Source organism: Citrobacter sp. On2M, from assembly GCF_018035235.1.
Lineage (GTDB): Bacteria > Pseudomonadota > Gammaproteobacteria > Enterobacterales > Enterobacteriaceae > Citrobacter > Citrobacter meridianamericanus.
On sequence record NZ_WPCV01000004.1, the window covers coordinates 499,674 to 523,463 of the forward strand.

23 protein-coding genes and 1 pseudogene are annotated in these 23,790 nt (G+C 50.8%); 15 read left to right on the top strand and 9 right to left on the bottom strand.

Annotated elements, in window-relative coordinates; translation table 11 throughout:
• Positions 1 to 26: 26 nt before the first annotated feature.
• Positions 27 to 1,169, top strand: coding sequence for a glycosyltransferase family 4 protein (locus tag On2M_RS12635; RefSeq protein WP_151217970.1), 1,143 nt, complete (start codon positions 27 to 29; stop codon positions 1,167 to 1,169).
• Between the two features lie 263 nt (positions 1,170 to 1,432).
• On the opposite strand, the pseudogene On2M_RS24430 reads toward On2M_RS12635, so the two are convergent.
• Positions 1,433 to 1,562, bottom strand: a pseudogene (locus On2M_RS24430) (integrase); the annotation flags it as partial.
• A gap of 122 nt (positions 1,563 to 1,684) precedes the next feature.
• On the opposite strand from On2M_RS24430, the gene deoD reads away from it, so the two are divergent.
• The 3 genes from deoD to On2M_RS12650 all read left to right on the top strand — a co-directional run bounded on the left by deoD (position 1,685) and on the right by On2M_RS12650 (position 4,514).
• On the top strand, positions 1,685 to 2,392 hold the full coding sequence (gene deoD, locus On2M_RS12640) for a purine-nucleoside phosphorylase (protein ID WP_151217971.1): 708 nt from the start codon (positions 1,685 to 1,687) through the stop codon (positions 2,390 to 2,392).
• A gap of 38 nt (positions 2,393 to 2,430) precedes the next feature.
• Positions 2,431 to 3,594: an MFS transporter TsgA gene (gene tsgA, locus On2M_RS12645; protein WP_151225181.1), complete on the top strand. Its 1,164-nt coding sequence runs from the start codon at positions 2,431 to 2,433 to the stop codon at positions 3,592 to 3,594.
• An 86-nt stretch (positions 3,595 to 3,680) separates the two neighbouring features.
• Complete coding sequence (locus On2M_RS12650; protein WP_151217973.1) at positions 3,681 to 4,514, top strand: outer membrane protein OmpK; 834 nt, start codon at positions 3,681 to 3,683, stop codon at positions 4,512 to 4,514.
• Between the two features lie 44 nt (positions 4,515 to 4,558).
• Here On2M_RS12650 and On2M_RS12655 read toward each other — a convergent pair whose 3' ends face one another.
• The 4 genes from On2M_RS12655 to dsbA all read right to left on the bottom strand — a co-directional run bounded on the left by On2M_RS12655 (position 4,559) and on the right by dsbA (position 7,398).
• Positions 4,559 to 5,245, bottom strand: coding sequence for a Crp/Fnr family transcriptional regulator (locus tag On2M_RS12655; protein ID WP_151217974.1), 687 nt, complete (start codon positions 5,243 to 5,245; stop codon positions 4,559 to 4,561).
• 121 nt (positions 5,246 to 5,366) lie between these two features.
• Positions 5,367 to 5,660 carry a chaperone modulator CbpM gene (cbpM, locus tag On2M_RS12660; RefSeq protein ID WP_151217975.1) on the bottom strand — a complete coding sequence of 98 codons (294 nt, stop codon included), beginning with the start codon at positions 5,658 to 5,660 and terminating at the stop codon, positions 5,367 to 5,369.
• Positions 5,660 to 6,580 carry a curved DNA-binding protein gene (gene cbpA / locus On2M_RS12665; RefSeq protein WP_151217976.1) on the bottom strand — a complete coding sequence of 307 codons (921 nt, stop codon included), beginning with the start codon at positions 6,578 to 6,580 and terminating at the stop codon, positions 5,660 to 5,662. Before cbpA ends, cbpM begins: the two co-directional genes overlap by 1 nt.
• 194 nt (positions 6,581 to 6,774) lie before the next feature.
• Positions 6,775 to 7,398 carry a thiol:disulfide interchange protein DsbA gene (gene dsbA, locus On2M_RS12670; RefSeq protein ID WP_151217977.1) on the bottom strand — a complete coding sequence of 208 codons (624 nt, stop codon included), beginning with the start codon at positions 7,396 to 7,398 and terminating at the stop codon, positions 6,775 to 6,777.
• Between the two features lie 389 nt (positions 7,399 to 7,787).
• Here dsbA and On2M_RS12675 point away from each other — a divergent pair, with 389 nt between their 5' ends.
• The 6 genes from On2M_RS12675 (at position 7,788) to agp (ending at position 13,161) form a co-directional block, all read left to right on the top strand.
• Entirely contained in the window at positions 7,788 to 8,192 is a 405-nt protein-coding gene (locus tag On2M_RS12675; RefSeq protein ID WP_151217978.1) for a VOC family protein, read from the top strand.
• Between the two features lie 70 nt (positions 8,193 to 8,262).
• The gene (locus tag On2M_RS12680) at positions 8,263 to 8,625 is read left to right on the top strand and encodes a copper resistance protein (RefSeq protein ID WP_151217979.1); all 363 of its coding nucleotides are present in this window, start codon (positions 8,263 to 8,265) and stop codon (positions 8,623 to 8,625) included.
• Between the two features lie 48 nt (positions 8,626 to 8,673).
• A complete protein-coding gene (locus On2M_RS12685; protein ID WP_210904913.1) occupies positions 8,674 to 10,554 on the top strand; it encodes a protein-disulfide reductase DsbD domain-containing protein in 1,881 nt (626 codons plus the stop codon).
• Positions 10,551 to 11,174 carry a DsbA family protein gene (locus tag On2M_RS12690; RefSeq protein WP_151217980.1) on the top strand — a complete coding sequence of 208 codons (624 nt, stop codon included), beginning with the start codon at positions 10,551 to 10,553 and terminating at the stop codon, positions 11,172 to 11,174. The genes On2M_RS12685 and On2M_RS12690 overlap by 4 nt, the downstream gene beginning before the upstream one ends.
• Positions 11,164 to 11,670, top strand: coding sequence for a protein disulfide oxidoreductase (locus tag On2M_RS12695; protein WP_210904914.1), 507 nt, complete (start codon positions 11,164 to 11,166; stop codon positions 11,668 to 11,670). The genes On2M_RS12690 and On2M_RS12695 overlap by 11 nt, the downstream gene beginning before the upstream one ends.
• A gap of 249 nt (positions 11,671 to 11,919) precedes the next feature.
• Positions 11,920 to 13,161, top strand: coding sequence for a bifunctional glucose-1-phosphatase/inositol phosphatase (agp, locus tag On2M_RS12700; protein ID WP_187259688.1), 1,242 nt, complete (start codon positions 11,920 to 11,922; stop codon positions 13,159 to 13,161).
• A gap of 38 nt (positions 13,162 to 13,199) precedes the next feature.
• Here agp and On2M_RS12705 read toward each other — a convergent pair whose 3' ends face one another.
• Together On2M_RS12705 and wrbA are read right to left on the bottom strand one after the other, a co-directional pair.
• Positions 13,200 to 13,427, bottom strand: a complete 228-nt coding sequence (locus On2M_RS12705) for a YccJ family protein (RefSeq protein ID WP_061067654.1) — start codon at positions 13,425 to 13,427, stop codon at positions 13,200 to 13,202.
• A 20-nt stretch (positions 13,428 to 13,447) separates the two neighbouring features.
• On the bottom strand, positions 13,448 to 14,044 hold the full coding sequence (gene wrbA / locus On2M_RS12710) for an NAD(P)H:quinone oxidoreductase (protein WP_003832057.1): 597 nt from the start codon (positions 14,042 to 14,044) through the stop codon (positions 13,448 to 13,450).
• Between the two features lie 386 nt (positions 14,045 to 14,430).
• Between wrbA and On2M_RS12715 the strand changes: the two genes are divergently transcribed.
• The 3 genes from On2M_RS12715 to rutR all read left to right on the top strand — a co-directional run bounded on the left by On2M_RS12715 (position 14,431) and on the right by rutR (position 16,377).
• A complete protein-coding gene (locus On2M_RS12715) occupies positions 14,431 to 14,604 on the top strand; it encodes a general stress protein (RefSeq protein ID WP_003036022.1) in 174 nt (57 codons plus the stop codon).
• Positions 14,605 to 14,765: 161 nt separating this feature from the next.
• Complete coding sequence (locus On2M_RS12720) at positions 14,766 to 15,680, top strand: DMT family transporter (RefSeq protein ID WP_187259687.1); 915 nt, start codon at positions 14,766 to 14,768, stop codon at positions 15,678 to 15,680.
• Between the two features lie 58 nt (positions 15,681 to 15,738).
• A complete protein-coding gene (gene rutR, locus On2M_RS12725) occupies positions 15,739 to 16,377 on the top strand; it encodes an HTH-type transcriptional regulator RutR (protein WP_151217983.1) in 639 nt (212 codons plus the stop codon).
• Here the strand turns inward: rutR and On2M_RS12730 are convergent.
• Positions 16,374 to 16,769 (bottom strand): lysozyme inhibitor LprI family protein, encoded by a 396-nt coding sequence (locus On2M_RS12730; protein WP_151217984.1) that lies wholly within the window; start codon positions 16,767 to 16,769, stop codon positions 16,374 to 16,376. The two genes, rutR and On2M_RS12730, sit on opposite strands and share 4 nt — an antisense overlap.
• Positions 16,770 to 16,827: 58 nt before the next feature.
• Entirely contained in the window at positions 16,828 to 20,790 is a 3,963-nt protein-coding gene (gene putA / locus On2M_RS12735) for a trifunctional transcriptional regulator/proline dehydrogenase/L-glutamate gamma-semialdehyde dehydrogenase (RefSeq protein ID WP_187259685.1), read from the bottom strand.
• Between the two features lie 421 nt (positions 20,791 to 21,211).
• Between putA and putP the strand changes: the two genes are divergently transcribed.
• Complete coding sequence (gene putP / locus On2M_RS12740) at positions 21,212 to 22,720, top strand: sodium/proline symporter PutP (protein WP_210904915.1); 1,509 nt, start codon at positions 21,212 to 21,214, stop codon at positions 22,718 to 22,720.
• A 212-nt stretch (positions 22,721 to 22,932) separates the two neighbouring features.
• Positions 22,933 to 23,766: an iron uptake transporter permease EfeU gene (gene efeU / locus On2M_RS12745; protein ID WP_210904916.1), complete on the top strand. Its 834-nt coding sequence runs from the start codon at positions 22,933 to 22,935 to the stop codon at positions 23,764 to 23,766.
• The last annotated feature ends 24 nt before the right edge of the window (positions 23,767 to 23,790 follow it).

Sequence of the window (23,790 nt, forward strand, 5' to 3'; positions counted from 1 at the left end):
TCTCAGATTGTACAACAGGAACAACTATGCAACCTCGGGTTTTAATTGTTACAACTGAAGCTCCTGATATATTTTTCAGTGGCCTTAGCTTCTTTAATCAAGAGTTTTGGGCGGAGTTAAAACGTCGCAACTATCCTTTTAAAGTTTTATATCTGAATAACCAAAAAACACGACCATCCCAATTGGCTGACTATGAGGTAATAGTTGAGCCTGCTTTACCTTTTGATTCATCGTTTGAGTCTCTTGTATTAAACGTAGCATGGAGTACATCACAGAAAATCGCTCCAATTTTGAAGGAATTCAATCCAGATGTTATCTCTGTACACGAGAATACTCCATTGCTTCCGTTCTATTTCGAATTGGAACGTGTTCAGTTCACTCTGCATTCAAGCTATATAGGCATGCAGCATTATCTAACCCGGACGCAAAAAGGTATGCAGAATTATTGGGAACAACGAATCGCCGTCAGGCAAAGTGGTGCTCTCATATTGCATAGTAATTGGGCTCATCGTTCAGTTATTGATTTTGTATCCGCTGATAGTATTACACCCAATATCTTTCCTATCGGCGTTGACTTCACTCACTACCCGACAAAGAAAATACATCATCCTGAAGGGAAGATTGTCATTAGCTTTTTTGGACGTTTTACTGATATTGTTAAAAACTTTTATGTTTTTCGCGATGCTATCAACACATTACCTTCGTCATATCGAAATCGCGTGGAAGCAAGAGTCTATGGCCCTGAAAAAATCCCTGATTATTTGGTAAATGAGGGGTTTAAAGGACTGACATTCGTTCAGGGAGAAGATAAAAAACAAGCGCTGGCTGAAACTGATATTGTCGTTTTCCCAAGTATACAAGAAAGCTACGGAATAGTGGGGCTGGAAGCATTACTATCAAACTGCGCGCTTATCGCTACACCAGGGTTAGGTATGGATAGCTATATGAAATCTGAATATAGCTGTGAACCAACGGTTTCCGCGATACAGAATAAGATTATAGGCTATTTATCAAATGTGAAAAAACTGCGTAGCGATCAAGCTGAGAATACTTTTCGAAATAGCGTCAACCGCTCTGAGTTTACTCTTGGGAAAATGACTGAGTCGTATATAAAAGTCTGGAAGGAACTGTATGAAAAAAATTTAGCATCATCATTCGGCAATAAATAGAAAGTTGATAATCACAAAGATGAGAAAAAGTTGTACCCAATACCACGACACTTTTTTCTGATTATGTGTTCTTCTGAGAAAAAGATTGGCAGTGACGGTAAGGTAGCTAAATTTCCAGCAACCACCGCATTGAGCGGCATTGATGATTACGAGTTAGAATCAGTCTTGCATCGGGGAAGTCTGCAGAAAGAAGAAAATTTCTGAGCCCACTTTCTACATCTATGGACTCCCCGTTTTGTACGTACAGAATTTTGTTTTGCGTTGTAGCTTTCATCTATCCGGCCAGGAAGATCACTTTTCGCATTTACTTTTCGTAAAAATGAGGTGAGTGGCATATCGGATAAAATGCTCTGCTTATGCGCAGGAGGGGAAAACAAGCTCCCTGTGCAACCCCCCGCATCTAACTCTCAGAAATGAGAGGCCGATCCTCTGAGCAGGACTTTTGTCCTCAATCCTCTTCAAACGTCTGGTTACAATCCCTGCATATCTCCAATACTCATAATTCAGGAATTGTTATGACTGCACATATTAATGCTAAAGCGGGTGATTTTGCGCCAACCGTGATTATGCCGGGCGATCCGCTGCGCGCTAAATTTATTGCCGAAAATTATCTTATGGATTACCGCGAAGTTACCAACGTGCGCAATATGCTGGGCTATACCGGTCTTTATTTTGGGCAACCTGTTTCGGTGATGGGACACGGCATGGGTATTCCGTCTATGACGCTATACGCCCATGAGTTGGTACATGATTTTGATGTGAAGAGAATTATTCGCGTTGGTAGCCTGGGGGCAACACAACAGCATGTAAAAATGCGCGACATTATCCTGGCTCTTGCTGCCGGAACGGACTCTGTCACAAATTTAAAACGTAGCGCGGGCTACACGATGGCGACATCCGCTCACTTCCCATTACTACAACAAGCGTGGATGCTGGCGCAGAAGGCCGGGATTGACATTAAAGTCGGCAATATTTTTAGTGGCGATCTCTATTACGATCCTGACGAAAACCTCATTCCGGCACTGGAAAAGTTTGGTGTACTGGGTGTGGATATGGAAGTGGCCGGCTTATACGCCTTAGCACACCAATTTAATATTGAAGCACTGGCTATTTTAACGGTGTCCGATCATTGCCTGACAGGCGAAGAAACCACGGCAGAGGAACGACAATTAACCTTTAAAAATATGATTGAGCTGGCGCTAAATACAGCCGTTACGGCTTAGCATAGGCTTTTAATTGAACCAATCAGGGATGTCATTATATGAAGAATAAAATAGCGCTTACACTGATTAGTTTTCTGGCAAATTTTATTATGGCGGGGTTTGCCAGTCAGTTTGGAATGCTGATTGAACCGATTGCGGTACGTTACAGTGCTGATGTGAATACCGTTGCTTCGATATTTTCGCTGCTTAACGGTGGGGCGTTAGCTGGGACCATTGCTGCCTTTTTCCTGATAGAAAAAATTGGCGTCAAGCGAATGACGTTTATTATCTATTCGATAGTGTTCCTTTGCGCTCTGGCAATGCACTTAAGCCCTGGCTTATGGCCAGTGATGGTCGCCATGACTCTGGTGGGATTCTGCGGTGGGATTGGTCTGTGCGTGGCGGGAACGATTGTCGTTTCGGTGTGGCAGGATCGCATTCAAAGTACGATGCTGGTGGTGCAAGACGCCACCTTTAACGTCGCAGGCGTTGTTTTCCCGCTGATCACCACCTTCGCCCTGACGCACAATATGTCATGGAGTTACAGCTATCTGAGCGTTGGTATGGTGGCCTTACTTACGTTAGGTGTTGTGGCGCTCACTCGTTTTACTGCCTGTGAAACCGCACCTGCGGAGGATCGGACAGACGCGGTGAAATCTGAGTGGAACCCAGGGATTATCAGCGGAGGAATTGGTCTGTTCTTAGGTATGTTGGCGTTGTATACCTTCCTGACCTGGGCACCATTATTTGTGAAGAACAAATTTGGCATTCCTTTTGAAGAAGCTGGCAATATTATTACGCAATACTGGGGAGCGGCGTTGGTTGGGGCGTTAGTATCAACCGTCATTGTTTCTCGTGTAAGGATACATTATTTCCTGTTGAGTATTATATTGCTCGCTTGCGTAATTACTACCATTATTGTATCGAAAGAAAATATCTCCGGACTTGATTATCTGGCATATAGTTACGGATTTGTTTGTGCGGCGCTGTATAACTCCTTCATCGCCTATGGAGTTTCATTTGTGAAGCGCGCAAGTAGTCAGAACGTTTCTTATATTTTAATTAGCGGTAGCGCCGGGGCCATGTTTAGTCCAGCGATCAGTGCGTTAATGGAAAAAACAATGGGATTGCAGAAAATCATGTACGCAATACCAGTATTATATTTAATTATCTTTATCATGTTGATAGGTACATTAAGACTTAAACGTAACAAAGTGCAGTAATAACACTTACCTCTCTAATTAGATAGTCAGTCGCCACACCATTTATTTGGTGGGGTGGCACTCAACCTTGCTCAAAGGAATTGAAAATGCTGAAGAATAAATTAATGATTAAAAAAGCTGTTCTGGGCGCAGTCGTTGCTATGAGCTGTACGCAAGCGCTTGCTGCTGATTATACCGATGGCAACATCCGAAAAAATGATTTTAACTGGATGCAGATGAACTTAATGCAAAGTGTGGATGCGAAAGTGCCATATGGTATTCGTAATGACACTTATCTGGAACTGGAGTTTGGGGCACGTTCCGGAATTATCGATCTGTATGGTTATGTCGATTTCTTCGATATTTTGGACCGCAAGCAGGATGACCGCCACGGCGGCGATAACTTCTTCGCCAAGATATCCCCACGGTTTTCCCTGGATGCTCTTTTTAATAAGGATTTATCCGTTGGGCCGTTTAACGAATTCTATATCGCAACGGTAAATAACATTGGCGACCGGGAGTTATTTGAGCATTATGTCGGTCTGGGCACGGATGTTAAGGTTCCGTGGTTTGGCCTTGTGGGAATGAACATCTATGCGCATTATGTGCGAGAAAACTACGGTGCGGATAATGAAGGCAAGTGGGATGGCTATATGTTCTCGACCAACTGGTCGACGCCGTTCTATACCTTTGCCAACGGCAGCTACCTGAATTATCAGGGTTACTTTGACTATCAGTTCGCCGCTAACAAGATTGCTAATCAACCGTTATACAGCAATAACGCGATTGAATGGTATAACGGCATCTACTGGCATTCAGAGCATTATGCGGTAGGTTATGGCCTTAAGTATTTCCGTAACATGGCATTGATGGAAAATCACGGTGGAGCAGGGCGCACCACCGGACTCGGTCACTATTTCAACCTCAGCTATAAATTCTGATTGTGCTGAACTGACACACTTACCCTCTTTGCGGGGATGGTGTGTCAGTCAATGATGTCATTGCCGAGGAATTTTCGTAGCCCATCCAGATCCTTAATTTCCAGTCCTTGTTTCGTGCGCGTTACCAACCCGGCATCCGTCAGGGCTTTAACCGCCCGCCGATAGACCCGATCGGTGGTACCGAATCGTTCTGCTTCCTGATATTTTTTATGGAAACCATCCATCGGTTGTTTGTTCTGATGCTGGCGATACAGGTCATACGCCACGTTATGAACGATAGGGTAGAGCATCCGGTGCAGGAAGATTTCCAGCATATCCTGATAATCAATCGCCATCGCACTGGCAAAAAATATCGCCAGTCTGGGATGTTGGTTCAGCGCTTCTTCCAGACGTTCGCAGCTACACACCGCCACGGTCAGCGGCTCTTCGGCCACGATATCGAGCTGGCAGCGATACCCGGTAAAAAACTCCATTTCACCAAACAGTTGCTCATCGCATTCCATTGCGCCAAGCTGAAAACGGCGACCATTTTCCGCACTGTAACGCAGGGAAATTCTCCCTGATTGCACCATGATAAGTCGATCGACTACCTGTCCCTGGTGATAGAGATACTCATCTTCGTGGATAATCTGCGTTTCAGAGAGTAGCTCCTGGAATATCTTCTCAATTAAGGCATCATCCTGCTGCCAGATATTGTGAAAACGACCTTTTGTGAGGGGCTTAAGCTGCATGACTCAACGTCTTAGTGTTTGCGAAAATTCTTATCACTGACTGTATGCTATCTACTGCTTAATGTCATTAAGAGCAGGTTTCGGACAATAAAAGGGCCAGCCCCATGCCGGCCCTGAGAATTTAAGGATGACTGATAAAACGAGACAACCGCTGGCGCAGGAGGCGATTTTCCTGCCGCAGTTGAACGTTCTCTTCCAGCAACGTCAACGCAACGGCTATTCCTGGCCAGTCAAGCTCCAGTTCCTGACGCAGGCGCACCGCGCGACGCATTATGGTTAGCGCATGATCGTCGAACGTTTCGTCTTCATGGGGTTCTATCACTCCTAAGCCGACAATCTCATGCAGCTCCTCTTCTGATACCCCGGTGTACAGACAAAATTCGGTAATAGTAAAGGTGACGGTGACGTTAGCCATTATGCTTTCCCCCACTCTTTGCGCGGATCAAAGGACTTTTGTGCATCCGCCAGTTGCTGCCACAGGGCGGCGCTGGTGTCGTCTGGTTTTGGCGGCATGACGATTTTGATCACTGCATACAAATCGCCAGTGTGTTTTTTACTTACCAGGCCCTTGCCCTTAATGCGTAACCGCTGCCCGGCCTGGCTACCCGCTGGAATGGTCAGCAGGATGCTCTCTTTTAGCGTAGGAACCGTTACTTTCGCGCCCAATGCGGCTTCCCATGGTGCCAGAGGAACCACCACTTCAAGATCCTGATTAACGATGTCGAACAGCGGATGCGGTGCAATATGAATTACCAGCCACAAGTCACCGTTCGGCCCACCGTTTTCACCTGGGGTGCCCTGGCCTTTAAGACGGATACGCTGACCGTTGCCGACGCCAGCCGGAATTTTCACATTCAGCGTTTTGGGAATTTCACGTTCTACCATGCCGAATGCGTTGTAGACCGGCAGGTTGTAACTGATCGTGCGGCTATGCTCAGTAAGCGTTTCTTCCAGGAACACCGCAACTTCAATTTCAATATCGTGTCCGCGGCTGGCATGACGCTGGCGCGGCTGGTGTGCATGCTGACCAAAAATGGAGGAGAAGATATCGTCGAAATCTTCGGCGCTGTAGCTTTGCCCCTCACCTTGCTGGAATTGACGGTTGAACTGTGGGTCGTTGCGATGCTGCCACAGCTGGTCGTACTCGGCACGTCGCTGTTCATCACTCAGGACTTCCCAGGCTTCAGCAACCTCTTTAAACCGGGCCTCAGCGTCAGTCTCTTTGCTGACATCAGGATGATATTTACGGGCGAGTCGACGATAGGCGGTCTTGATTGTCTTGAGATCGTCTGTCGGTTTCACGCCCATAATGGCGTAATAATCCTTTAATTCCATAGCGTTCTCTCGTGTAAATCAACACTTGAAGAAGGTGTACCCCGACAACAGGTAACACCGCTAAGTTTAGGGTAATCCTGATAACGGCGAATGCCAACCGGGAAGAAAGGATATTGGTATAAATGATGTGATTGCGCACCACCAACAGCACTTTTTGCCAGTTGTGTGGTGCGAAAAGTGAGATTAGCGAAAGGTCAGGATTTGGTGATCAGATAGCGGACCGTATCTGCGTAGCTCTTCACAAAAGAGTTCAGGTCATCCGATTTCAGTCCTTTCGGATTGATCATATATTTACCGTTGATAAAAATGGCGGGCACACCGGTTAAATCTACAGCTTTAGCCATTTCTTGCTGTTTTGCGGTTAGTGATTTCACGGCAAAACTGTTCCATGCGGCATCATAATCACTGGCGCTGACGCCCGCGCTGATAAATACGTTACGAATATCGTCCGCTGTTTTAATGGTTTGTTTTTTCTGCACGGCATCAAAAAGCAACGGTTTAACTTTATCTTGTACATTCAACAGCATGGCGACGGACCAGGCATGCGTCATGTCTTGCCCCAACGGGCCTAAAAAGTCGACATGGTATTCGGTGAGTTTTACATCAGCAGGCAAGACTTTTTTCACGTTATCGGTGATTTCAAAAACTTCATCGTACTGATAACAGGAAGGGCAATAGAATGAGAAAAACTTCAATGCAGCTGGTGCGGAAGCGACAGGTTTTTCCAGTGAGATGAACTCTTTGCCGTCGGTAAATGATGCTGCCTGGGCGCTCATTGTAAAAAGTAACGCAATCAGGGGTAATAAATATTTTTTCATTTCCATATACTCTAAATAACATTTAACAAACAAATTTCGGCGAATGAATACACCATTCATTGCGTCTGGCTATAATACGATAATGACCTGAAAATGCGCTGACCCTTACTTTCATTTACGCATTCGTAAGTTGTGGTCATTATTTATGTGCAGTCATAGAAATACTCACGGGTATTCTTCGCAAATAGTGAATAATAACTTCCGTGATATTTATGTGGTTATTTTTAGCAATGTTATAGTGTAATGAATAAAGGCGAAAATAGAGTCATTATCATTTCGCTTGTAAAACGTGAGTGGTAAGGCGTTGCGCATACATTATGCCAAAGTATCTGAAAGATTTTCTTGTCGCACAGGAATGAATAGGGTAAGTGTCAGAGACGAGCAACCAAATGGATATCGTTATGATTGACCGCCTGGATCACCTGGTACTGACCACCAATAATGAAGAGGCTTGCGTACGTTTTTATGTCGAACTATTAGGAATGAGGCTGGAAACTTTCGCGCAAGGGCGCAAAGCCTTCGTCTTTGGTAATCAAAAGATTAACCTCCACATTCGGGGAAAAGAGTTTGAACCCAAAGCTTATCTACCTACACCGGGGGCGCTGGATCTGTGTTTTATCACCACGCGTACGCTGGATGAAGTGATGGCAACGTTTCAAACGCATGGGATCGATATCGTTGAGGGACCGGTGGCGCGCACTGGCGCGACAGGAGCGATTCGCTCGGTTTACATCAGAGATCCCGATCTTAATCTGATTGAAATTGCGGTATATCCAGCCGACAGCAGGACATAACTTTACAGCACAAAGGTTGCCAAAACCTGGCGAGTGGTTAAGATAACTCGCATCAATCAGTGAGGGTATAATGGCGAAACGTCAACGGATGGGATGGTGGTTCCTCTGTCTGGCATGTGTTGTGGTGATGGTTTGCACCGCACAACGCATGGCAGGTCTGCATGCGTTGCAGATGAACACTGTTGCCGCCAGCATTGTCGTAAGCGCACCCGCTCAGACCGATGAGGCCTCACCCGTTACCCCGTGTGAACTGAGCGCGAAGTCGTTACTTGCCGCACCTCCTGTACTGTTTGAAGGCGCTATTCTGGTGCTGTGTCTGCTTTTGTCGCTGCTGGCGCCAGTGCGGGCATTTCGTTTGCCTTTTTTCCCACCGCGAGCCATCTCGCCCCCCACTCTCAGGGTACATCTGCGATTTTGTGTCTTCCGTGAATGACAGAACAGCTGTTGCTGACTGTTAGATAATTATTCACGGAGAAAATTTATGATGACTGTTTTCAGGCAGGCGTTGTTCTGTCTGTTATTGCTATGGCTGCCCGTATCCTGGGCGGCTGAACCCGGCTGGCTGCGTTCACCCGATAACGATCACGCCAGCGTACGGTTACGCGCTGATACGTCCGCTGGTGGCGAAACCCGTCTGTTGCTGGATGTTAAACTGGAAGATGGCTGGAAAACTTACTGGCGTTCGCCGGGTGAGGGCGGGGTCGCACCTTCTGTCGCCTGGCAAGGGGAAATGCCCGTGGTCGACTGGTTCTGGCCAACCCCTGCACGCTTTGAAGTTGCAAACATTACTACCCAGGGGTATCACGATCAGGTGACGTTCCCAATGGTTGTGCGCGGCAGATCACCTGCCACGCTCAACGGTATTTTGACGCTATCTACCTGTAGCAACGTATGCCTGCTGACGGATTTTCCCTTTTCCGTGACGCCCACAGCTCAGGACCCGGCTTTTGCGCATGACTATGCTCAGGCGATGGGGCAGGTTCCGCTGGCCAGCGGCCTGACCGATGCTCTGAGCGCCGGCGCGCGGGCGGGAGAGTTAGTCGTCGAAGCTCATCGCCAGGGCGGCTGGACTCAGCCTGAACTTTTTCTGGATACCGTTGATGATGCGGATTTTGGTATGCCGCAAATTCACGTCGAAGGTGAGACCCTACGCGCTACGGTACCTGTTCATGACGGTTGGGGGGAAGGCGCGCCGGATTTACGCGGTAAGTCAGTCACGCTGGTTCTGGCGGATAACGGTGTTGCCCAGGAAAGTCGTCTTACGATTGGCGAAGCCCCGGTTATTGAAAACGCCTCACTCCCGTTGTGGCAGGTGGTGTTAATGGCGTTATTGGGCGGTTTGATTCTCAACCTGATGCCCTGTGTGTTACCGGTTCTGGGCATGAAGCTGGGCTCAATTTTGCTTGTTGAGGAAAAAAGCCGTCGCCAGATCCGCCGTCAGTTTCTGGCATCGGTAGCCGGAATACTGGTTTCCTTTATGGCCCTGGCGCTATTGATGACGGTGTTGCGTTTAACCAATCAGGCGCTCGGCTGGGGGATCCAGTTTCAGAATCCGTGGTTCATTGGCGTGATGGTATTGGTGATGCTGACGTTCAGTGCCAGCCTGTTTGGTTGGTTTGAATTCCGCCTGCCGTCGGCGATGACCACGACGCTGGCGACTCACGGCGGCAACGGCCTGTCGGGACATTTCTGGCAAGGCGCATTTGCGACGCTGCTTGCTACGCCGTGCAGCGCCCCGTTTCTGGGAACAGCGGTGGCGGTAGCTTTAACCGCTTCGCTGCCAACATTGTGGGGGCTGTTTATCGCACTTGGGGTGGGGATGAGCTTGCCGTGGCTGCTCGTGGCCCTGCGTCCCGGTCTGGCGCTGCGTTTGCCGCGTCCAGGGCGCTGGATGAATATTTTGCGGCGTCTGCTCGGTGTGATGATGCTGGGTTCGGCTATCTGGCTTGCGACACTGCTGCTCCCGCATTTAGGGTTTGGTGGGCAAAGTGGCGCGAAAGAAAGCGTGAACTGGCAACCGCTAAGCGAGCAGGCGATAGAGGATGCACTGGCGCAACATAAGCGCGTGTTCATTGACGTGACTGCCGACTGGTGCATTACCTGTAAAGTAAATAAATACAACGTCTTGAATACAGATGACGTACAAGCCGCTTTACAACAACCGGATGTGGTGGCGTTGCGCGGCGACTGGACGCTCCCTTCTGAAGCCATCACCGAATTTCTCAAAAAACGCGGCCAGGTTGCTGTGCCGTATAACCAAATTTATGGCCCCGGTCTGCCGGAAGGCCAGGCGTTACCCACGTTGTTAACCCGCGATGCGGTACTGCAAACGCTGACCAATGCCCAAGGAGTCACTCCATGAAGATGATGATTGTTCTGCTGTTAACCCTGTTTTCTGCCGTCAGCGTAGCGAAAGAGCCGGCACCGTTTACTCCGGAACAGGAAAAGCAAATTGAAGCATTAATTCAGGAAGCCCTGTTCAACGATCCCAACAGCCCGCGGATTGGCGCAAAGCAGGCAAAACTGACCCTGATAAACTTCACTGATTACAACTGCCCATACTGCAAGCAACTGGATCCGATGCTGGAAAAAATAGTGCAGAAATACCCTGACGTGGCGGTAGTGATTAAACCGTTACCGTTTAAAGGGGAAAGTTCGGAACTTGCGGCGCGGACCGTGCTGACTACCTGGCGTGAGCATCCGCAGCAGTTTCCGGCGCTACATGAAAAACTGATGCAGAAGAAAGGTTACCATACCGACGTCAGCATCAAACAGGCGCAGGAAAGAGCGGGTGTCAATCCGGTGACGTTGGACGCCCAAAGTGCGGAAACGCTGAGCACTAACCTGCAATTGGCGCGGCTGGTGGGTGTGCAGGGAACTCCCGCAACGATTATTGGCGATGAACTTATTCCCGGTGCAGTGCCGTGGGAAACTCTTGAGGAAGTGGTAAAAGAAAAGCTGGCGGCGGCCAATGCTCAGTAAGCTGCGCCGCTGGCTGCGCGAAGGACTGATTTTACTGGCGCTGTTGGCAGGGACGATGCTACTGATGGATGTCTGGCGCGCGCCGCAGGTCCCTGCCTCTTTTGACAGCACGCCTTTGCAAACGCTGGAGGGGGAAACCGTCACCCTGGCGACGCTCAGTAAAGACAAACCAGTGTTGCTCTATTTCTGGGCGAGCTGGTGCGGTGTATGTCGCTTTACAACGCCGGAAGTTGCCAGACTGCGTTCAGAAGGGGAAAACGTGATGACCATTGCGTTACGCTCCGGAAGTGAAGCCGAGGTATCTCGCTGGCTGTTGCATAAAGGCGTGGAGTTTCCGGTGATCAATGATGCGAACGGAGCCATCTCCCGTAGTTGGGATATTAGCGTCACACCGACATTGGTGGTGATGTCACAAGGACGGGTAGTATCAACAACCAGCGGTTGGACCAGCTACTGGGGCATGAAGTTTCGGTTGTGGTGGGCGAAAACGTTCTGATATTCGTGCCGGGGAAACCCGGCATTTTTTTATCATTCCCCGTAAATGGGAAGACATATTTCGTTGCCTGGCGAAGCTGGCACGGCGTTCAACGTCCAGAATAGGTTATCTTCGCTTTTCAGGAAAATTGAAAGTGAGTTCGGCGTTAAAACAACGCGGTAGATGATTCGTTTTGCGAAAGCGTTCCCGGAAAAATGTCATATTTCTGTCACACTCTGTTGTGATTGATAACAACAAGAGGTCGTAGGGATGAATAAATCGTTAATCGCCGCAGCCGTGGCAGGGGCTGTATTACTGTCTACCGCCGCGCAGGCTCAGACCGCGCCGGAAGGCTATCAGCTTCAACAAGTATTGATGATGAGTCGGCATAACTTACGCGCACCTTTAGCCAATAACGGCAGCGTTCTTGAACAGTCCACCCCCAAGCAATGGCCAGAATGGGATGTCCCCGGCGGACAACTGACTACTAAAGGCGGTGTGCTGGAAATCTATATGGGCCACTATATGCGGGAGTGGCTGGCAGAGCAGGGGATGGTGAAATCGGGCGAATGTCCGGCACCGGATACAGTCTATACCTATGCTAACAGTCTGCAGCGTACGGTCGCCACGGCGCAGTTCTTTGTCACCGGCGCTTTCCCTGGTTGTGACGTTCCGGTTCATCATCAGGAAAAAATGGGTACCATGGATCCCACCTTTAACCCGGTGATCACCGATGATTCTGCCGCCTTCAGCCAGCAGGCCGTTCAGGCAATGGAGAAAGAGCGTAGCAAAATGCAGCTCAACAACAGCTATCAGTTGCTTGAGCAAATGACCGACTACAAGGACTCACCGTCCTGTAAAGAAAAGCAGCAGTGTTCCCTGACCGATGCCAAAGATACGTTCAGCGCGAAATATCAGCAGGAGCCTGGTGTTTCGGGGCCGCTGAAGGTGGGGAATTCGCTGGTTGATGCCTTCACGTTGCAATATTACGAAGGTTTCCCGATGGACCAGGTCGCCTGGGGCGAGATTAAATCCGATCAACAATGGAAGGTATTGTCGAAGCTGAAAAACGGCTATCAGGACAGCCTGTTCACCTCCCCTGAAGTGGCGCAGAACGTCGCCAAACCGCTGGTGAAATATATTGATAATGCGTTGGTTACGGAACGCGTGAAAGCGCCGAAAATTACCGTGTTGGTGGGCCATGACTCAAACATCGCATCGCTGCTCACTGCGCTGGATTTCAAACCATACCAGCTTCACGATCAGAACGAGCGTACGCCGATTGGCGGGAAGATAGTCTTCCAGCGCTGGCATGACAGTAACGCGAATCGTGACCTGATGAAGATCGAGTACGTGTATCAGAGCTCGCAGCAGTTACGTAATGCTGAGGCCCTGACGCTGAAGTCTCCGGCGCAGCGCGTAACGCTGGAGCTGAAAGGATGTCCGATAGATGCGGATGGTTTTTGTCCGATAGATAAGTTCGACAGCGTATTGAATGAGGCGGCGAAGTAAAAGAAAAACTCCCCCGCGAGCGCGGGGGAGTCAGAGCGCTAGACGTTTTTGCGTTCGATAGTCTGTTCACCCCAAAAGAGCGAATCTTTGTCTGTTTTCTCAAAGGCTTTGATGAGTACTTCGTCGCTACCTTCTTCCCAAATTTTTTCCGCCAGTTTCTCGTCATAATTCGCGACTTCAAAAATGGCTTCGGCTATTTCCGGCGATGTATTGCGCAGACTTGCCCATTCACCGACGTGATGAGCTTTCGCTTCTTGAGTTGGCATTCGAATCCTCCTGTTGAAGATTAGCCGTTGAGTTTTACTGCCAGACCCGCGACATATTCACCCTGATAGCGGGCGATAGATAATTCTTCCTGACTTGGCTGGCGAGAGCCGTCGCCTCCGGCGATGGTCGTTGCGCCGTAAGGTGTACCGCCGCGAACTTGAGAGACATCAAACAGTTCTTGCGCCGCGTAACCGATGGGCACAATCACCATCCCATGGTGGGCAAGCGTAGTCCAGGTTGAGGTGATGGTTTGTTCCTGGCCACCACCGGTGCCCGTTGAGCTGAATACGCTGGCGAGTTTGCCGTACAGGCCGCCAGAAGCCCACAGTCCGCCAGTCTGGTCGAGGAAGGTGCGCATCTGACCGGACATATTGCCAAAGCGTGTCGGGGTACCAAAAATAATGGCGTCGTAATCAGCCAGTTCTTGCGGGGTTGCGACTGGTGCGTTTTGGGTTTTGCCGCCAGCCTTGAGGAAAATCTCAGGCTGCATGGTCTCTGGTACGCGCTTAATAATCACTTCCGCACCATCTACCTTATTTGCGCCTTCTGCGACTGCATGGGCCATAGTTTCAATGTGTCCGTACATGGAATAATAAAGCACCAGAACTTTTGCCATTTTACACTACTCCTCGAGTTAACCGTGTCCGTAGCGATTCGCTACCTACATTTAAAGATATGACGTACTGTCAGGAGTGCAAATTTCACAATCATTTCTTTGATTTATAACAATTTTTACACAACCACGTTTTGTAGCAAAATGATACATATTTAAACGCGCTGATTTCAGTAATGATAAGAAAGGCTTATTGATTTCTTGTGGTGATTATTTGTATATCGCCACTTATCCTGTTGCAGAATATTACAGCCAGCCATTGTTCAGGCCATGCTTCACTATGCTTAATCCCACGCAGTTATTTTCAGGGCATCGCCCATAACGCTGCGTAAGGTATCACTCCTCAGTACCTATGCAATATGATGTCTAAACAATGACGGAGGTCAGTAATGGCAAACCATCGGGGCGGTTCCGGTAACTTTGCGGAAGACCGCGAAAGAGCATCAGAAGCAGGTCGAAAAGGTGGCCAGCACAGCGGGGGCAACTTTAAGAATGACCCGCAACGCGCTTCAGAGGCAGGCAAAAAAGGGGGCAAAAATAGCCACGGCAACAACAAATCGTAATTGCCAGGTTATCTGTCAGATATAGCGTGACGGCTGAGGATCAGAGTCAGACGTTACGAAGCCACCGCCGCCGGGTTTTTCCGGCGGTTTTTTTTATCTGCAAGGTTGAACTGTAACAAAACGCAACGCAGACTAACGATATTCAGTTAATCGGGTGTCTCATGTCATTACTTTCTCGTTATTCCTTCTCTGTTAAACCTCAGGAAGCGATCCTTATTGTGATCACCATGTTCTGGGGTGGCACGTTTCTGGCGGTGCAATATGCCGTTACCCTGAGCGGACCTTTTTTCTTTGTTGGCGTACGTTTTGCCACCGCTGCGCTGGCGGTCGCGCTTTTGTCGTTACGCACATTGCATCAGCTAACGTGGCTGGAATTCAAAGCAGGGGTGGCAATCGGTATCGCCATTGCGCTGGGCTATAGTCTGCAAACCTGGGGACTACAGTTTATTCCCAGCAGTAAATCGGCGTTTATTACTGCGATGTACGTGCCGTTGGTACCGCTTTTACAATGGTTGTGTCTGGGACGTATGCCCGGACTGATGCCGTGTATCGGTATTGTTCTGGCCTTTATCGGGTTGATTTTCCTTGCCGGGCCGGGAGGCAATGTGTTGGCTTTAGGCGAAGGGGAGTGGATAACGCTCGCTGGCGCGGTGGCGATTGCGGCGGAAATTATCCTGATTAGCGCGTGGGCGGGAAAAGTGGATGTGCGGCGGGTAACAGTGGTACAACTGGCAACTGCTTCTATCGTGGCGTTTATTGCGATGGCCCCTGCCGGAGAGTCCGTACCGTCGATGTCTACCGGATTGCTGGTTGTGGCGTTGGGGCTGGGGATTTTCAGTGCGATTATCCAGGTTACCATGAACTGGGCGCAGCGCAGCGTTTCGCCGACGCGCGCGACGGTCATTTATACCGGCGAGCCGGTATGGGCAGGGATCTTTGGTCGTCTGGCGGGGGAACGCTTACCGCTCCTGGCTTTGCTCGGCGCGGCCTTCATTATTGTTGGCGTGCTGGTCAGTGAACTAAAGTTCAAAAAGAAAAAAACGGTGGTACAAGAGGTACCGCCGGAGTCGCTTTAATTTAACCATTCACCGCGTGATTTGGTATGCTGACGCCCTCACAAGAAGGAGAGGGCGCATGGTTCAACGCGCAGAGAAAAAAACAGGTAAGCGCTCGCAGGCCGTCAGTGCAAAACGCCAGGCCATATTAACCGCGGCATTAAATATCTTCTCCCAATATGGGATCCACGGCACGCGCCTCGAACAGGTCGCTGAGCAGGCGGGGGTGTCAAAAACCAATCTGCTTTATTACTACTCGTCAAAAGAGGTGCTTTATATTGCCGTTTTACGGCAAATCCTCGACATCTGGCTGGCACCGTTGAAGGCGTTTCGCGAAGACTTTGCGCCGCTGGTGGCCATCAAAGAATATATTCGTCTTAAGCTGGAAGTGTCCCGGGATTACCCTCAGGCGTCACGGCTGTTTTGTATGGAGATGCTGGCAGGCGCACCGTTGTTGATGGCTGAATTAACGGGCGATCTCAAAACGCTGATTGATGAGAAGTCCGCGCTGATCGCCGGGTGGATTAAAAGCGGGAAGCTGGCGCCGGTCGATCCGCACCATCTGATTTTTATGATTTGGGCATCAACCCAGCATTACGCCGATTTTGCTCCACAGGTGGAGGCGGTGACGGGCGCAACGCTGCGTGATGAAGCCTTTTTTAACCAAACCGTTGAGAGCGTGCAGCGAATGATTATTGAAGGGATCCGCGTGCGTTAACCGGCCGGCGGTAACGGACAGCTTAAATCACCTTCTTCGCACTGTAAGAGCGAGGCGAGAAACGCTTCGCGCTCGTTGGTTTTATCCGTCAGGCACTGGCTGGATATCATCGCCTGGACACTGCCGCCTTCGGTACCGGAACTGATTAACGCACAGTCCGCATCGCGCAAGGTTATCCATGCGTTTTGCGCTTTTTTCAGTAAATCGCGCTGGGTTGGGGCGGCGCGCTTCAGCGCATTCTGATAGGTTTCATTCAGTTTGGCATCTGCCGTCTTAAACTGTCCTGCCGCACAGGTGTTCATTTCAATCTGCGTGTTCGCGCTGGCGCAGTCATCCGCCAGTACCTGGCCGCTAAGCAGCAGCGCTGCACATGTCAGTAAAATTCGTTTCATGTTTCCCTCTGACTTTACAAAAAAGGCCCCGTTACCGGAGCCTTAATTAACCACAACCTTAACCGATTGTCATCAGGCTGGCGTTCCCCCCGGCAGCGGCGGTATTGACGCTCAGGGAGCGCTCAATGTACAGCCTCTCCAGCAGAATATTGCTTTCGCCGCGGGCAAAGCCCTGGACCGAGACAATCGCCCCTTCGCGGGCCGCCACCGCTTCGCACAATGCGCGAAGCTGATCGGAATCACCGTGGAAAATAACGGCATCAAACGGCTGCGAGGTGATGTTGTCTGCTTTGGCAAACTGAATGCGCCCGGAAACCTCAGTTGGCAGGCATTTTGCCAGGTCGCGATGGAATGCATCATCAGGCCACAGGATTAAGCTACCTACGGAAGCCACGGCGGCAACCTGTACCAGTGCATCTTGTTCGTCATCGGCAATACATAGCACGCGTTCGCGCGGCAACAGCGTCCAGGTATTGCGCTCGCCGGTGGGGCCTGGCAGCAGACGTTGGGTACCGGCTTGCGCCAGTTCGCCAAACTGCTGGCAGAGCGCACGCAGCGATGGACGATCGGTTGCCCATTCACTGAGCGCTTCCAGCGGCTGAATGAGTGCAGTTTTTAGCTGCGCATCAACCGGGTAGTCTGCATCCTGACGCGCAAGCGTGATGCCTAACGCATTTTCCGGACGGTTAGCCAGCAGGCGATACAGATACAGCGGTCCACCTGCTTTTGGCCCGGTTCCTGACAAGCCTTCGCCGCCGAATGGCTGCACGCCGACGACGGCACCGACCATATTGCGGTTAACGTACAAGTTACCCACATGTGCCGATCCCGTGACCTGGGCAATGGTTTCATCGATACGGGTGTGCACACCCAACGTCAGGCCGTAGCCGGAGGCATTAATTTGCTCAATGAGGCTGCCCAGATTGTTACGGGTGAAACGCACGACATGCAGTACCGGGCCGAACACCTCTTTTTGTAATTCGTCGAAGCTTTCCAGCTCGATAAGCGTTGGCGCGATAAAGGTACCTGTTTGCCATTCACGGGCATCGTCGCTGTTTTCACGCACGGCCTGGAATACCGGACGTCCTTTGGCGCGCATAGACTGAATGTGGCGCTCAATATTGTTTTTCGCTTCTTCATCGATAACCGGCCCGATATCGGTCGTCAGGCGGCCCGGGTTGCCCATGCGGCATTCCGCCATCGCGCCGCGCAGCATTTTCAGCGTGTGGTCGGCCACATCATCCTGCAGACACAGGACGCGCAGCGCGGAGCAGCGCTGTCCGGCACTGTCAAATGCAGAGGCCAGGACGTCGACCACGACCTGTTCCGTCAGGGCGGAGGAGTCGACAATCATTGCGTTCATCCCACCCGTTTCGGCGATAAGTGGGATTGGGCGCCCCTGAGCATCAAGGCGGGTTGCGATATTGCGTTGTAACAGCGTGGCGACTTCTGTGGAGCCGGTAAACATCACGCCGCGAACGCGCTCATCGGAAGTGAGCTGCGCCCCAACGGTTTCACCCTGACCGGGCAACAGTTGCACCACGCCCGGAGGGACTCCCGCTTCAAGCAAGATTGCGATGCCCTGAGCGGCAATCAGCGGGGTTTGTTCTGCCGGTTTCGCCAGCACGCTATTGCCCGCTGCCAGCGCGGCGGCAATCTGTCCGGTGAAAATAGCCAGCGGGAAGTTCCATGGGCTGATACAGACCACCGGGCCTAATGGACGATGAGTTTCATTATCAAAGTCATCGCGGACCTGGCCGGCATAATAGTGCAGGAAGTCGACCGCTTCGCGTACTTCCGCAATGGCGTTGCTGAAGGTTTTACCTGCTTCACGCACCAGGATGCCAATCAACTGCTGCATCTGACCTTCCATCAGCACGGCGGCGCGATGCAAAATAGCGGCGCGCTCCTGGGGCGGCGTGGCGAACCAGATCGGCGCGTTATTTACCGCGTTCTGCAACGCCAGTTCCACTTCGCTGTGTGTCGCTTCACGCACGTAACCGACAATGTCTTTCGGTTCAGCCGGGTTGACGACTGGCGTCATTTCACCGTCAGCGACTGGTTGTTCGAGCATTGGTTTGGCGTGCCATTTTTGTAGCGCGCTGTTGAGCAGGGCAGAAGACAGCGAGGCCAGACGATGTTCGTTAGCTAAATCCAGTCCGCCTGAGTTTTCCCTGCCTTTACCGTACAGGTCTCGCGGCAGGGCAATCTTCGGATGCGGCAGCCCGGCCTGACCTTCCTGCTGTGCCAGTTTTTCAACGGCTTCGACAGGATCAGCAACCAGTTCATCCAGCGGCAGGGTGGTGTCTGCAATACGGTTGACGAATGAGGTGTTGGCGCCGTTTTCCAGCAGACGACGCACCAGGTACGCCAGCAGCGTTTCGTGCGTGCCGACCGGCGCATAAATGCGGCATGGACGGTTCAACTTGCCATCAGCGACTTTGCCGGTGACCTGCTCATATAGCGGCTCACCCATGCCGTGCAGGCACTGGAACTCGTACTGCCCTGGGTAGTAGTTTTGACCCGCTAACTGATAAATGGCCGCCAGCGTATGGGCGTTGTGGGTGGCAAACTGTGGGTAGATCAGGTTGGGGACGGCCAGCAGTTTTTTCGCACAGGCCAGATAGGAGACGTCGGTGTACACCTTACGGGTGTAGACCGGATACCCCTCAAGACCGTCCATCTGAGCGCGTTTGATTTCGCTATCCCAGTACGCGCCTTTGACCAGGCGGATCATCAGTCGGCGGCGGCTGCGTGTAGCCAGATCAATGAGATAATCAATCACATACGGGCAGCGCTTCTGGTAAGCCTGGATTACAAAGCCAATCCCGTTCCAGCCCGCCAGCTCAGGTTCAAAGCACAGTTTTTCCAGCAGATCGAGGGAGATCTCCAGTCGGTCGGCTTCTTCAGCGTCAATGTTAATGCCGATATCGTACTGACGTGCCAGAAGAGTAAGCGATTTCAGTCGAGGATAGAGCTCGTCCATGACGCGGTCATACTGCGCGCGGCTATAACGTGGATGCAGCGCCGACAGTTTGATAGAAATACCTGGTCCTTCATAGATACCACGACCGTTCGAGGCTTTACCAATGGCGTGGATCGCCTGTTGGTATGAAACCATATAAGCCTGAGCATCAGCGGCGGTCAGCGCCGCTTCGCCCAGCATGTCATAAGAGTAGCGGAAGCCTTTTTCTTCCAGTTTACGCGCATTAGCCAGCGCTTCGGCGATGGTCTCCCCGGTGACAAACTGCTCACCCATTAAGCGCATTGCCATATCGACGCCTTTACGCACCAGCGGTTCACCGCTCTTGCCGATAATACGGTTCAGTGAGCGTGAGAGACTGGCTTCGTTATGCGTAGAAACCAAACGACCGGTAAACAACAACCCCCAGGTCGCCGCGTTGACGAACAGGGACGGGCTGCGTCCAATGTGCGACTGCCAGTTACCGTTGCTGATTTTGTCGCGGATTAACGCATCGCGGGTTGCCTTATCAGGAATACGCAACAAGGCTTCGGCCAGACACATTAGCGCGACACCTTCCTGCGAAGAAAGAGAGAACTCCTGCAATAAACCCTGTACCATCCCGGCGCGCCCGCTGGCGGTCTTCTGGTTGCGCAGTTTATCGGCCAGGCTGTACGCCAGCTTATGCGCCTGCTCGGCGATGGGCTGCGGCAGGCGAGCCTGCTCCATCAGCATTGGCACTGCGTCGGTTTCGGCACGGCGGTACGCGGCGGTAATTGCTGCGCGTGAAACAGACTGTGGCAGGATCTGTTCGGCGAACTCCAGGAAAGGCTGATACGCTTCATTCTGCAGCGTGGTGGATTCCTCACCCTCATTCGCAGCGCCCGCCAGCAGAGCTGGCAGTTCAGGAAGCGCATCGTCATTTTCCAGTCTTTCGAGATAATTAAAGATGGCTTGCTTAATCAGCCAGTGTGGTGTGCGATCGATTCGTGATGCTGCTGTTTTAATACGCTCGCGAGTGGCGTCATCCAGCTTAACCCCCATCGTGGTGGTTCCCATGCCATTTACTCCTGTTGTACTTAAATACGGGTCTGATAGTTACCGAGAAATATCCACCATGTTGCAACTTTGTGCAACCATGTTAAATGTGACTTGGTTTGCAAGCTTGGAAATGAATGAAATGTTAATAAATATGATCGTTATGCCAGGGACTGAAAAAGTTACTGAATCTTTTTCTCTGCGGTAGTTAACACTTTTAAAAGGTGCAACCAAAAAAAATGTGAGAGAGTGCAACCTACAGAAAAATGCTATCTACTCTGGATTAAATTTGATGTAAATGGTGTGTTAAATCGATTGTGAATAACCATCGCTTCCGGCAGGATACGGTCGCCTGGTAAACATAGATATCTTTGCCACGTTCCGGCAGGGTAATAAAACGGCAAGCCACGGCATTGCTGATACATAATTTTGGAGAGTTTTGATGGCTATTAGCACACCGATGTTAGTGACATTCTGTGTCTATATTTTCGGCATGATATTGATAGGGTTTATTGCATGGCGTTCGACCAAAAACTTTGACGATTACATTCTTGGTGGGCGCAGTCTGGGTCCATTCGTGACCGCGTTATCCGCCGGGGCATCTGACATGAGCGGCTGGCTGCTGATGGGGCTGCCTGGCGCAATTTTCCTGTCGGGGATTTCAGAAAGCTGGATCGCTATCGGTCTTATTTTGGGCGCATGGATCAACTGGAAACTGGTGGCCGGACGTTTACGCGTACACACCGAATACAATAACAATGCACTGACGTTACCGGATTACTTTACCGGACGCTTTGAAGATAAAAGCCGGATTCTGCGTATTATCTCCGCGCTGGTTATTCTGCTGTTTTTCACCATCTATTGTGCTTCCGGTATTGTGGCAGGGGCGCGTCTGTTTGAAAGCACCTTTGGTATGAGCTACGAAACCGCGCTGTGGGCGGGGGCGGCCGCGACTATCATTTACACCTTTATCGGTGGTTTCCTGGCGGTAAGCTGGACCGATACTGTCCAGGCCAGCCTGATGATTTTCGCCCTGCTCCTGACGCCGGTGATGGTTATTATTGGCGTGGGTGGGTTCGATGATTCACTGGAAGTGATTAAACAAAAGAGCATTGAGAACGTGGACATGTTCAAAGGGCTGAATTTTGTTGCCATCATTTCGCTGATGGGCTGGGGTCTGGGCTATTTCGGTCAGCCGCATATTCTGGCGCGCTTTATGGCGGCAGATTCTCATCATAGTATTGTTCATGCTCGCCGTATCAGTATGACCTGGATGATCCTCTGTCTGGCAGGAGCAGTTGCCGTTGGCTTCTTTGGTATCGCTTACTTTAACAACAATCCGACGTTGGCCGGTGCCGTTAATCAGAACGCCGAGCGCGTGTTTATTGAACTGGCGCAAATCCTGTTCAACCCGTGGATTGCCGGTATTCTGCTGTCTGCGATCCTCGCTGCGGTGATGTCGACGCTGAGCTGCCAGCTGTTGGTATGCTCGAGTGCAATCACTGAAGATTTGTACAAAGCGTTCCTGCGTAAAAATGCCAGCCAGAAAGAGCTGGTTTGGATTGGTCGCATCATGGTGCTGGTCGTGGCGCTGGTGTCTATCGCGCTGGCGGCGAACCCGGAGAACCGCGTGCTGGGCCTGGTAAGCTACGCCTGGGCGGGCTTCGGCGCGGCGTTTGGCCCGGTGGTTCTGTTCTCGGTAATGTGGTCGCGTATGACCCGCAACGGCGCGCTGGCAGGGATGATCATCGGCGCGGTAACGGTAATCGTCTGGAAGCAGTTCGCCTGGCTGGGTCTGTATGAAATCATCCCGGGCTTTGTTTTCGGCAGCATCGGGATTGTGGTCTTCAGCCTGTTGGGTAAAGCACCTTCAACTGCTATGCAGCAACGTTTTGCCGAGGCTGACGCCCATTATCACTCAGCTCCGCCATCGCGTTTACAGGCAGAATAATTTATCTCCTGTCCCTGAAGCCCGCCGTGCGCGGGCTTTTTATTGCGCCCCCGCAAACCTGCATAACCATTACCCGCCTAACTGTTTACATTAAGTCATCATTCTCAAAACATTCTGCTTGAGTTTTTCTTTGCTGTAATGATAATCACTATCACTGTAATTTACTTTTCTTTTCATCAATTGACCGAGAATAACGTTTAAGGGTTCTTCGCATGTTTGTTCCATTTCTCATTATGTTGCGCGAAGGGTTAGAGGCCGCGCTGATTGTCAGCCTGATTGCCAGCTACCTGAAACGGACTCAGCGTGGTCGATGGATTGGGGTGATGTGGATTGGTGTTCTGCTGGCGGCGGCATTATGCCTGGCGTTAGGGATTTTCATCAACGAAACCACCGGTGAATTTCCGCAAAAAGAACAGGAGCTGTTTGAAGGCATCGTGGCGGTCATTGCCGTGGTGATCCTCACCTGGATGGTGTTCTGGATGCGTAAAATTTCCCGCAACGTCAAAGTCCAGCTTGAACAGGCTGTAGATAACGCGTTGCAACGCGGTAATCATCACGGCTGGGCGCTGGTGATGATGGTCTTTTTTGCTGTTGCGCGAGAAGGGCTGGAATCGGTGTTCTTCCTGCTGGCGGCATTCCAGCAGGATGTCGGCATCTGGCCGCCGTTAGGCGCGATGTTGGGACTGGCTACCGCAGTGGTACTGGGATACCTGATTTACCTCGGCGGCATTCGCCTCAACCTCGGGGCATTCTTTAAATGGACCAGCCTGTTCATTTTGCTGGTAGCTGCCGGTCTTGCCGCTGGGGCGATCCGCGCTTTCCACGAAGCCGGATTGTGGAATCATTTTCAGGATGTGGCGTTCGACATGAGTAGCGTGCTTTCGACGCATTCGCTGTTTGGCACATTAATGGAAGGTATTTTCGGTTATCAGGAAGCGCCAAGCGTCAGTGAAGTTGCTGTCTGGTTTATCTACCTGATTCCAGCTTTGGTTATGTTTGCACTACCGCCGCGCTCAGGTACTACGGCATCGCGTACCGCACCCTGATAAAAATGCGATGCAGAATATTTT

What these genes read in the sequence shown, in the direction of transcription:
- agp (WP_187259688.1), top strand. Translation starts at nt 11,920, where the DNA reads ATGAATAAATCGTTAATCGCCGCAGCCGTGGCAGGGGCTGTATTACTG.
- On2M_RS12720 (WP_187259687.1), top strand. Translation starts at nt 14,766, where the DNA reads ATGTCATTACTTTCTCGTTATTCCTTCTCTGTTAAACCTCAGGAAGCG.
- dsbA (WP_151217977.1), bottom strand. Translation starts at nt 7,398, where the DNA reads ATGAAAAAATATTTATTACCCCTGATTGCGTTACTTTTTACAATGAGC.
- On2M_RS12695 (WP_210904914.1), top strand. Translation starts at nt 11,164, where the DNA reads ATGCTCAGTAAGCTGCGCCGCTGGCTGCGCGAAGGACTGATTTTACTG.
- On2M_RS12705 (WP_061067654.1), bottom strand. Translation starts at nt 13,427, where the DNA reads ATGCCAACTCAAGAAGCGAAAGCTCATCACGTCGGTGAATGGGCAAGT.
- putA (WP_187259685.1), bottom strand. Translation starts at nt 20,790, where the DNA reads ATGGGAACCACCACGATGGGGGTTAAGCTGGATGACGCCACTCGCGAG.
- cbpA (WP_151217976.1), bottom strand. Translation starts at nt 6,580, where the DNA reads ATGGAATTAAAGGATTATTACGCCATTATGGGCGTGAAACCGACAGAC.
- On2M_RS12690 (WP_151217980.1), top strand. Translation starts at nt 10,551, where the DNA reads ATGAAGATGATGATTGTTCTGCTGTTAACCCTGTTTTCTGCCGTCAGC.
- tsgA (WP_151225181.1), top strand. Translation starts at nt 2,431, where the DNA reads ATGAAGAATAAAATAGCGCTTACACTGATTAGTTTTCTGGCAAATTTT.
- On2M_RS12675 (WP_151217978.1), top strand. Translation starts at nt 7,788, where the DNA reads ATGGATATCGTTATGATTGACCGCCTGGATCACCTGGTACTGACCACC.
- efeU (WP_210904916.1), top strand. Translation starts at nt 22,933, where the DNA reads ATGTTTGTTCCATTTCTCATTATGTTGCGCGAAGGGTTAGAGGCCGCG.
- cbpM (WP_151217975.1), bottom strand. Translation starts at nt 5,660, where the DNA reads ATGGCTAACGTCACCGTCACCTTTACTATTACCGAATTTTGTCTGTAC.
- On2M_RS12650 (WP_151217973.1), top strand. Translation starts at nt 3,681, where the DNA reads ATGCTGAAGAATAAATTAATGATTAAAAAAGCTGTTCTGGGCGCAGTC.
- On2M_RS12730 (WP_151217984.1), bottom strand. Translation starts at nt 16,769, where the DNA reads ATGAAACGAATTTTACTGACATGTGCAGCGCTGCTGCTTAGCGGCCAG.
- On2M_RS12635 (WP_151217970.1), top strand. Translation starts at nt 27, where the DNA reads ATGCAACCTCGGGTTTTAATTGTTACAACTGAAGCTCCTGATATATTT.
- On2M_RS12680 (WP_151217979.1), top strand. Translation starts at nt 8,263, where the DNA reads ATGGCGAAACGTCAACGGATGGGATGGTGGTTCCTCTGTCTGGCATGT.
- rutR (WP_151217983.1), top strand. Translation starts at nt 15,739, where the DNA reads ATGGTTCAACGCGCAGAGAAAAAAACAGGTAAGCGCTCGCAGGCCGTC.
- putP (WP_210904915.1), top strand. Translation starts at nt 21,212, where the DNA reads ATGGCTATTAGCACACCGATGTTAGTGACATTCTGTGTCTATATTTTC.
- On2M_RS12715 (WP_003036022.1), top strand. Translation starts at nt 14,431, where the DNA reads ATGGCAAACCATCGGGGCGGTTCCGGTAACTTTGCGGAAGACCGCGAA.
- deoD (WP_151217971.1), top strand. Translation starts at nt 1,685, where the DNA reads ATGACTGCACATATTAATGCTAAAGCGGGTGATTTTGCGCCAACCGTG.
- On2M_RS12655 (WP_151217974.1), bottom strand. Translation starts at nt 5,245, where the DNA reads ATGCAGCTTAAGCCCCTCACAAAAGGTCGTTTTCACAATATCTGGCAG.
- wrbA (WP_003832057.1), bottom strand. Translation starts at nt 14,044, where the DNA reads ATGGCAAAAGTTCTGGTGCTTTATTATTCCATGTACGGACACATTGAA.
- On2M_RS12685 (WP_210904913.1), top strand. Translation starts at nt 8,674, where the DNA reads ATGATGACTGTTTTCAGGCAGGCGTTGTTCTGTCTGTTATTGCTATGG.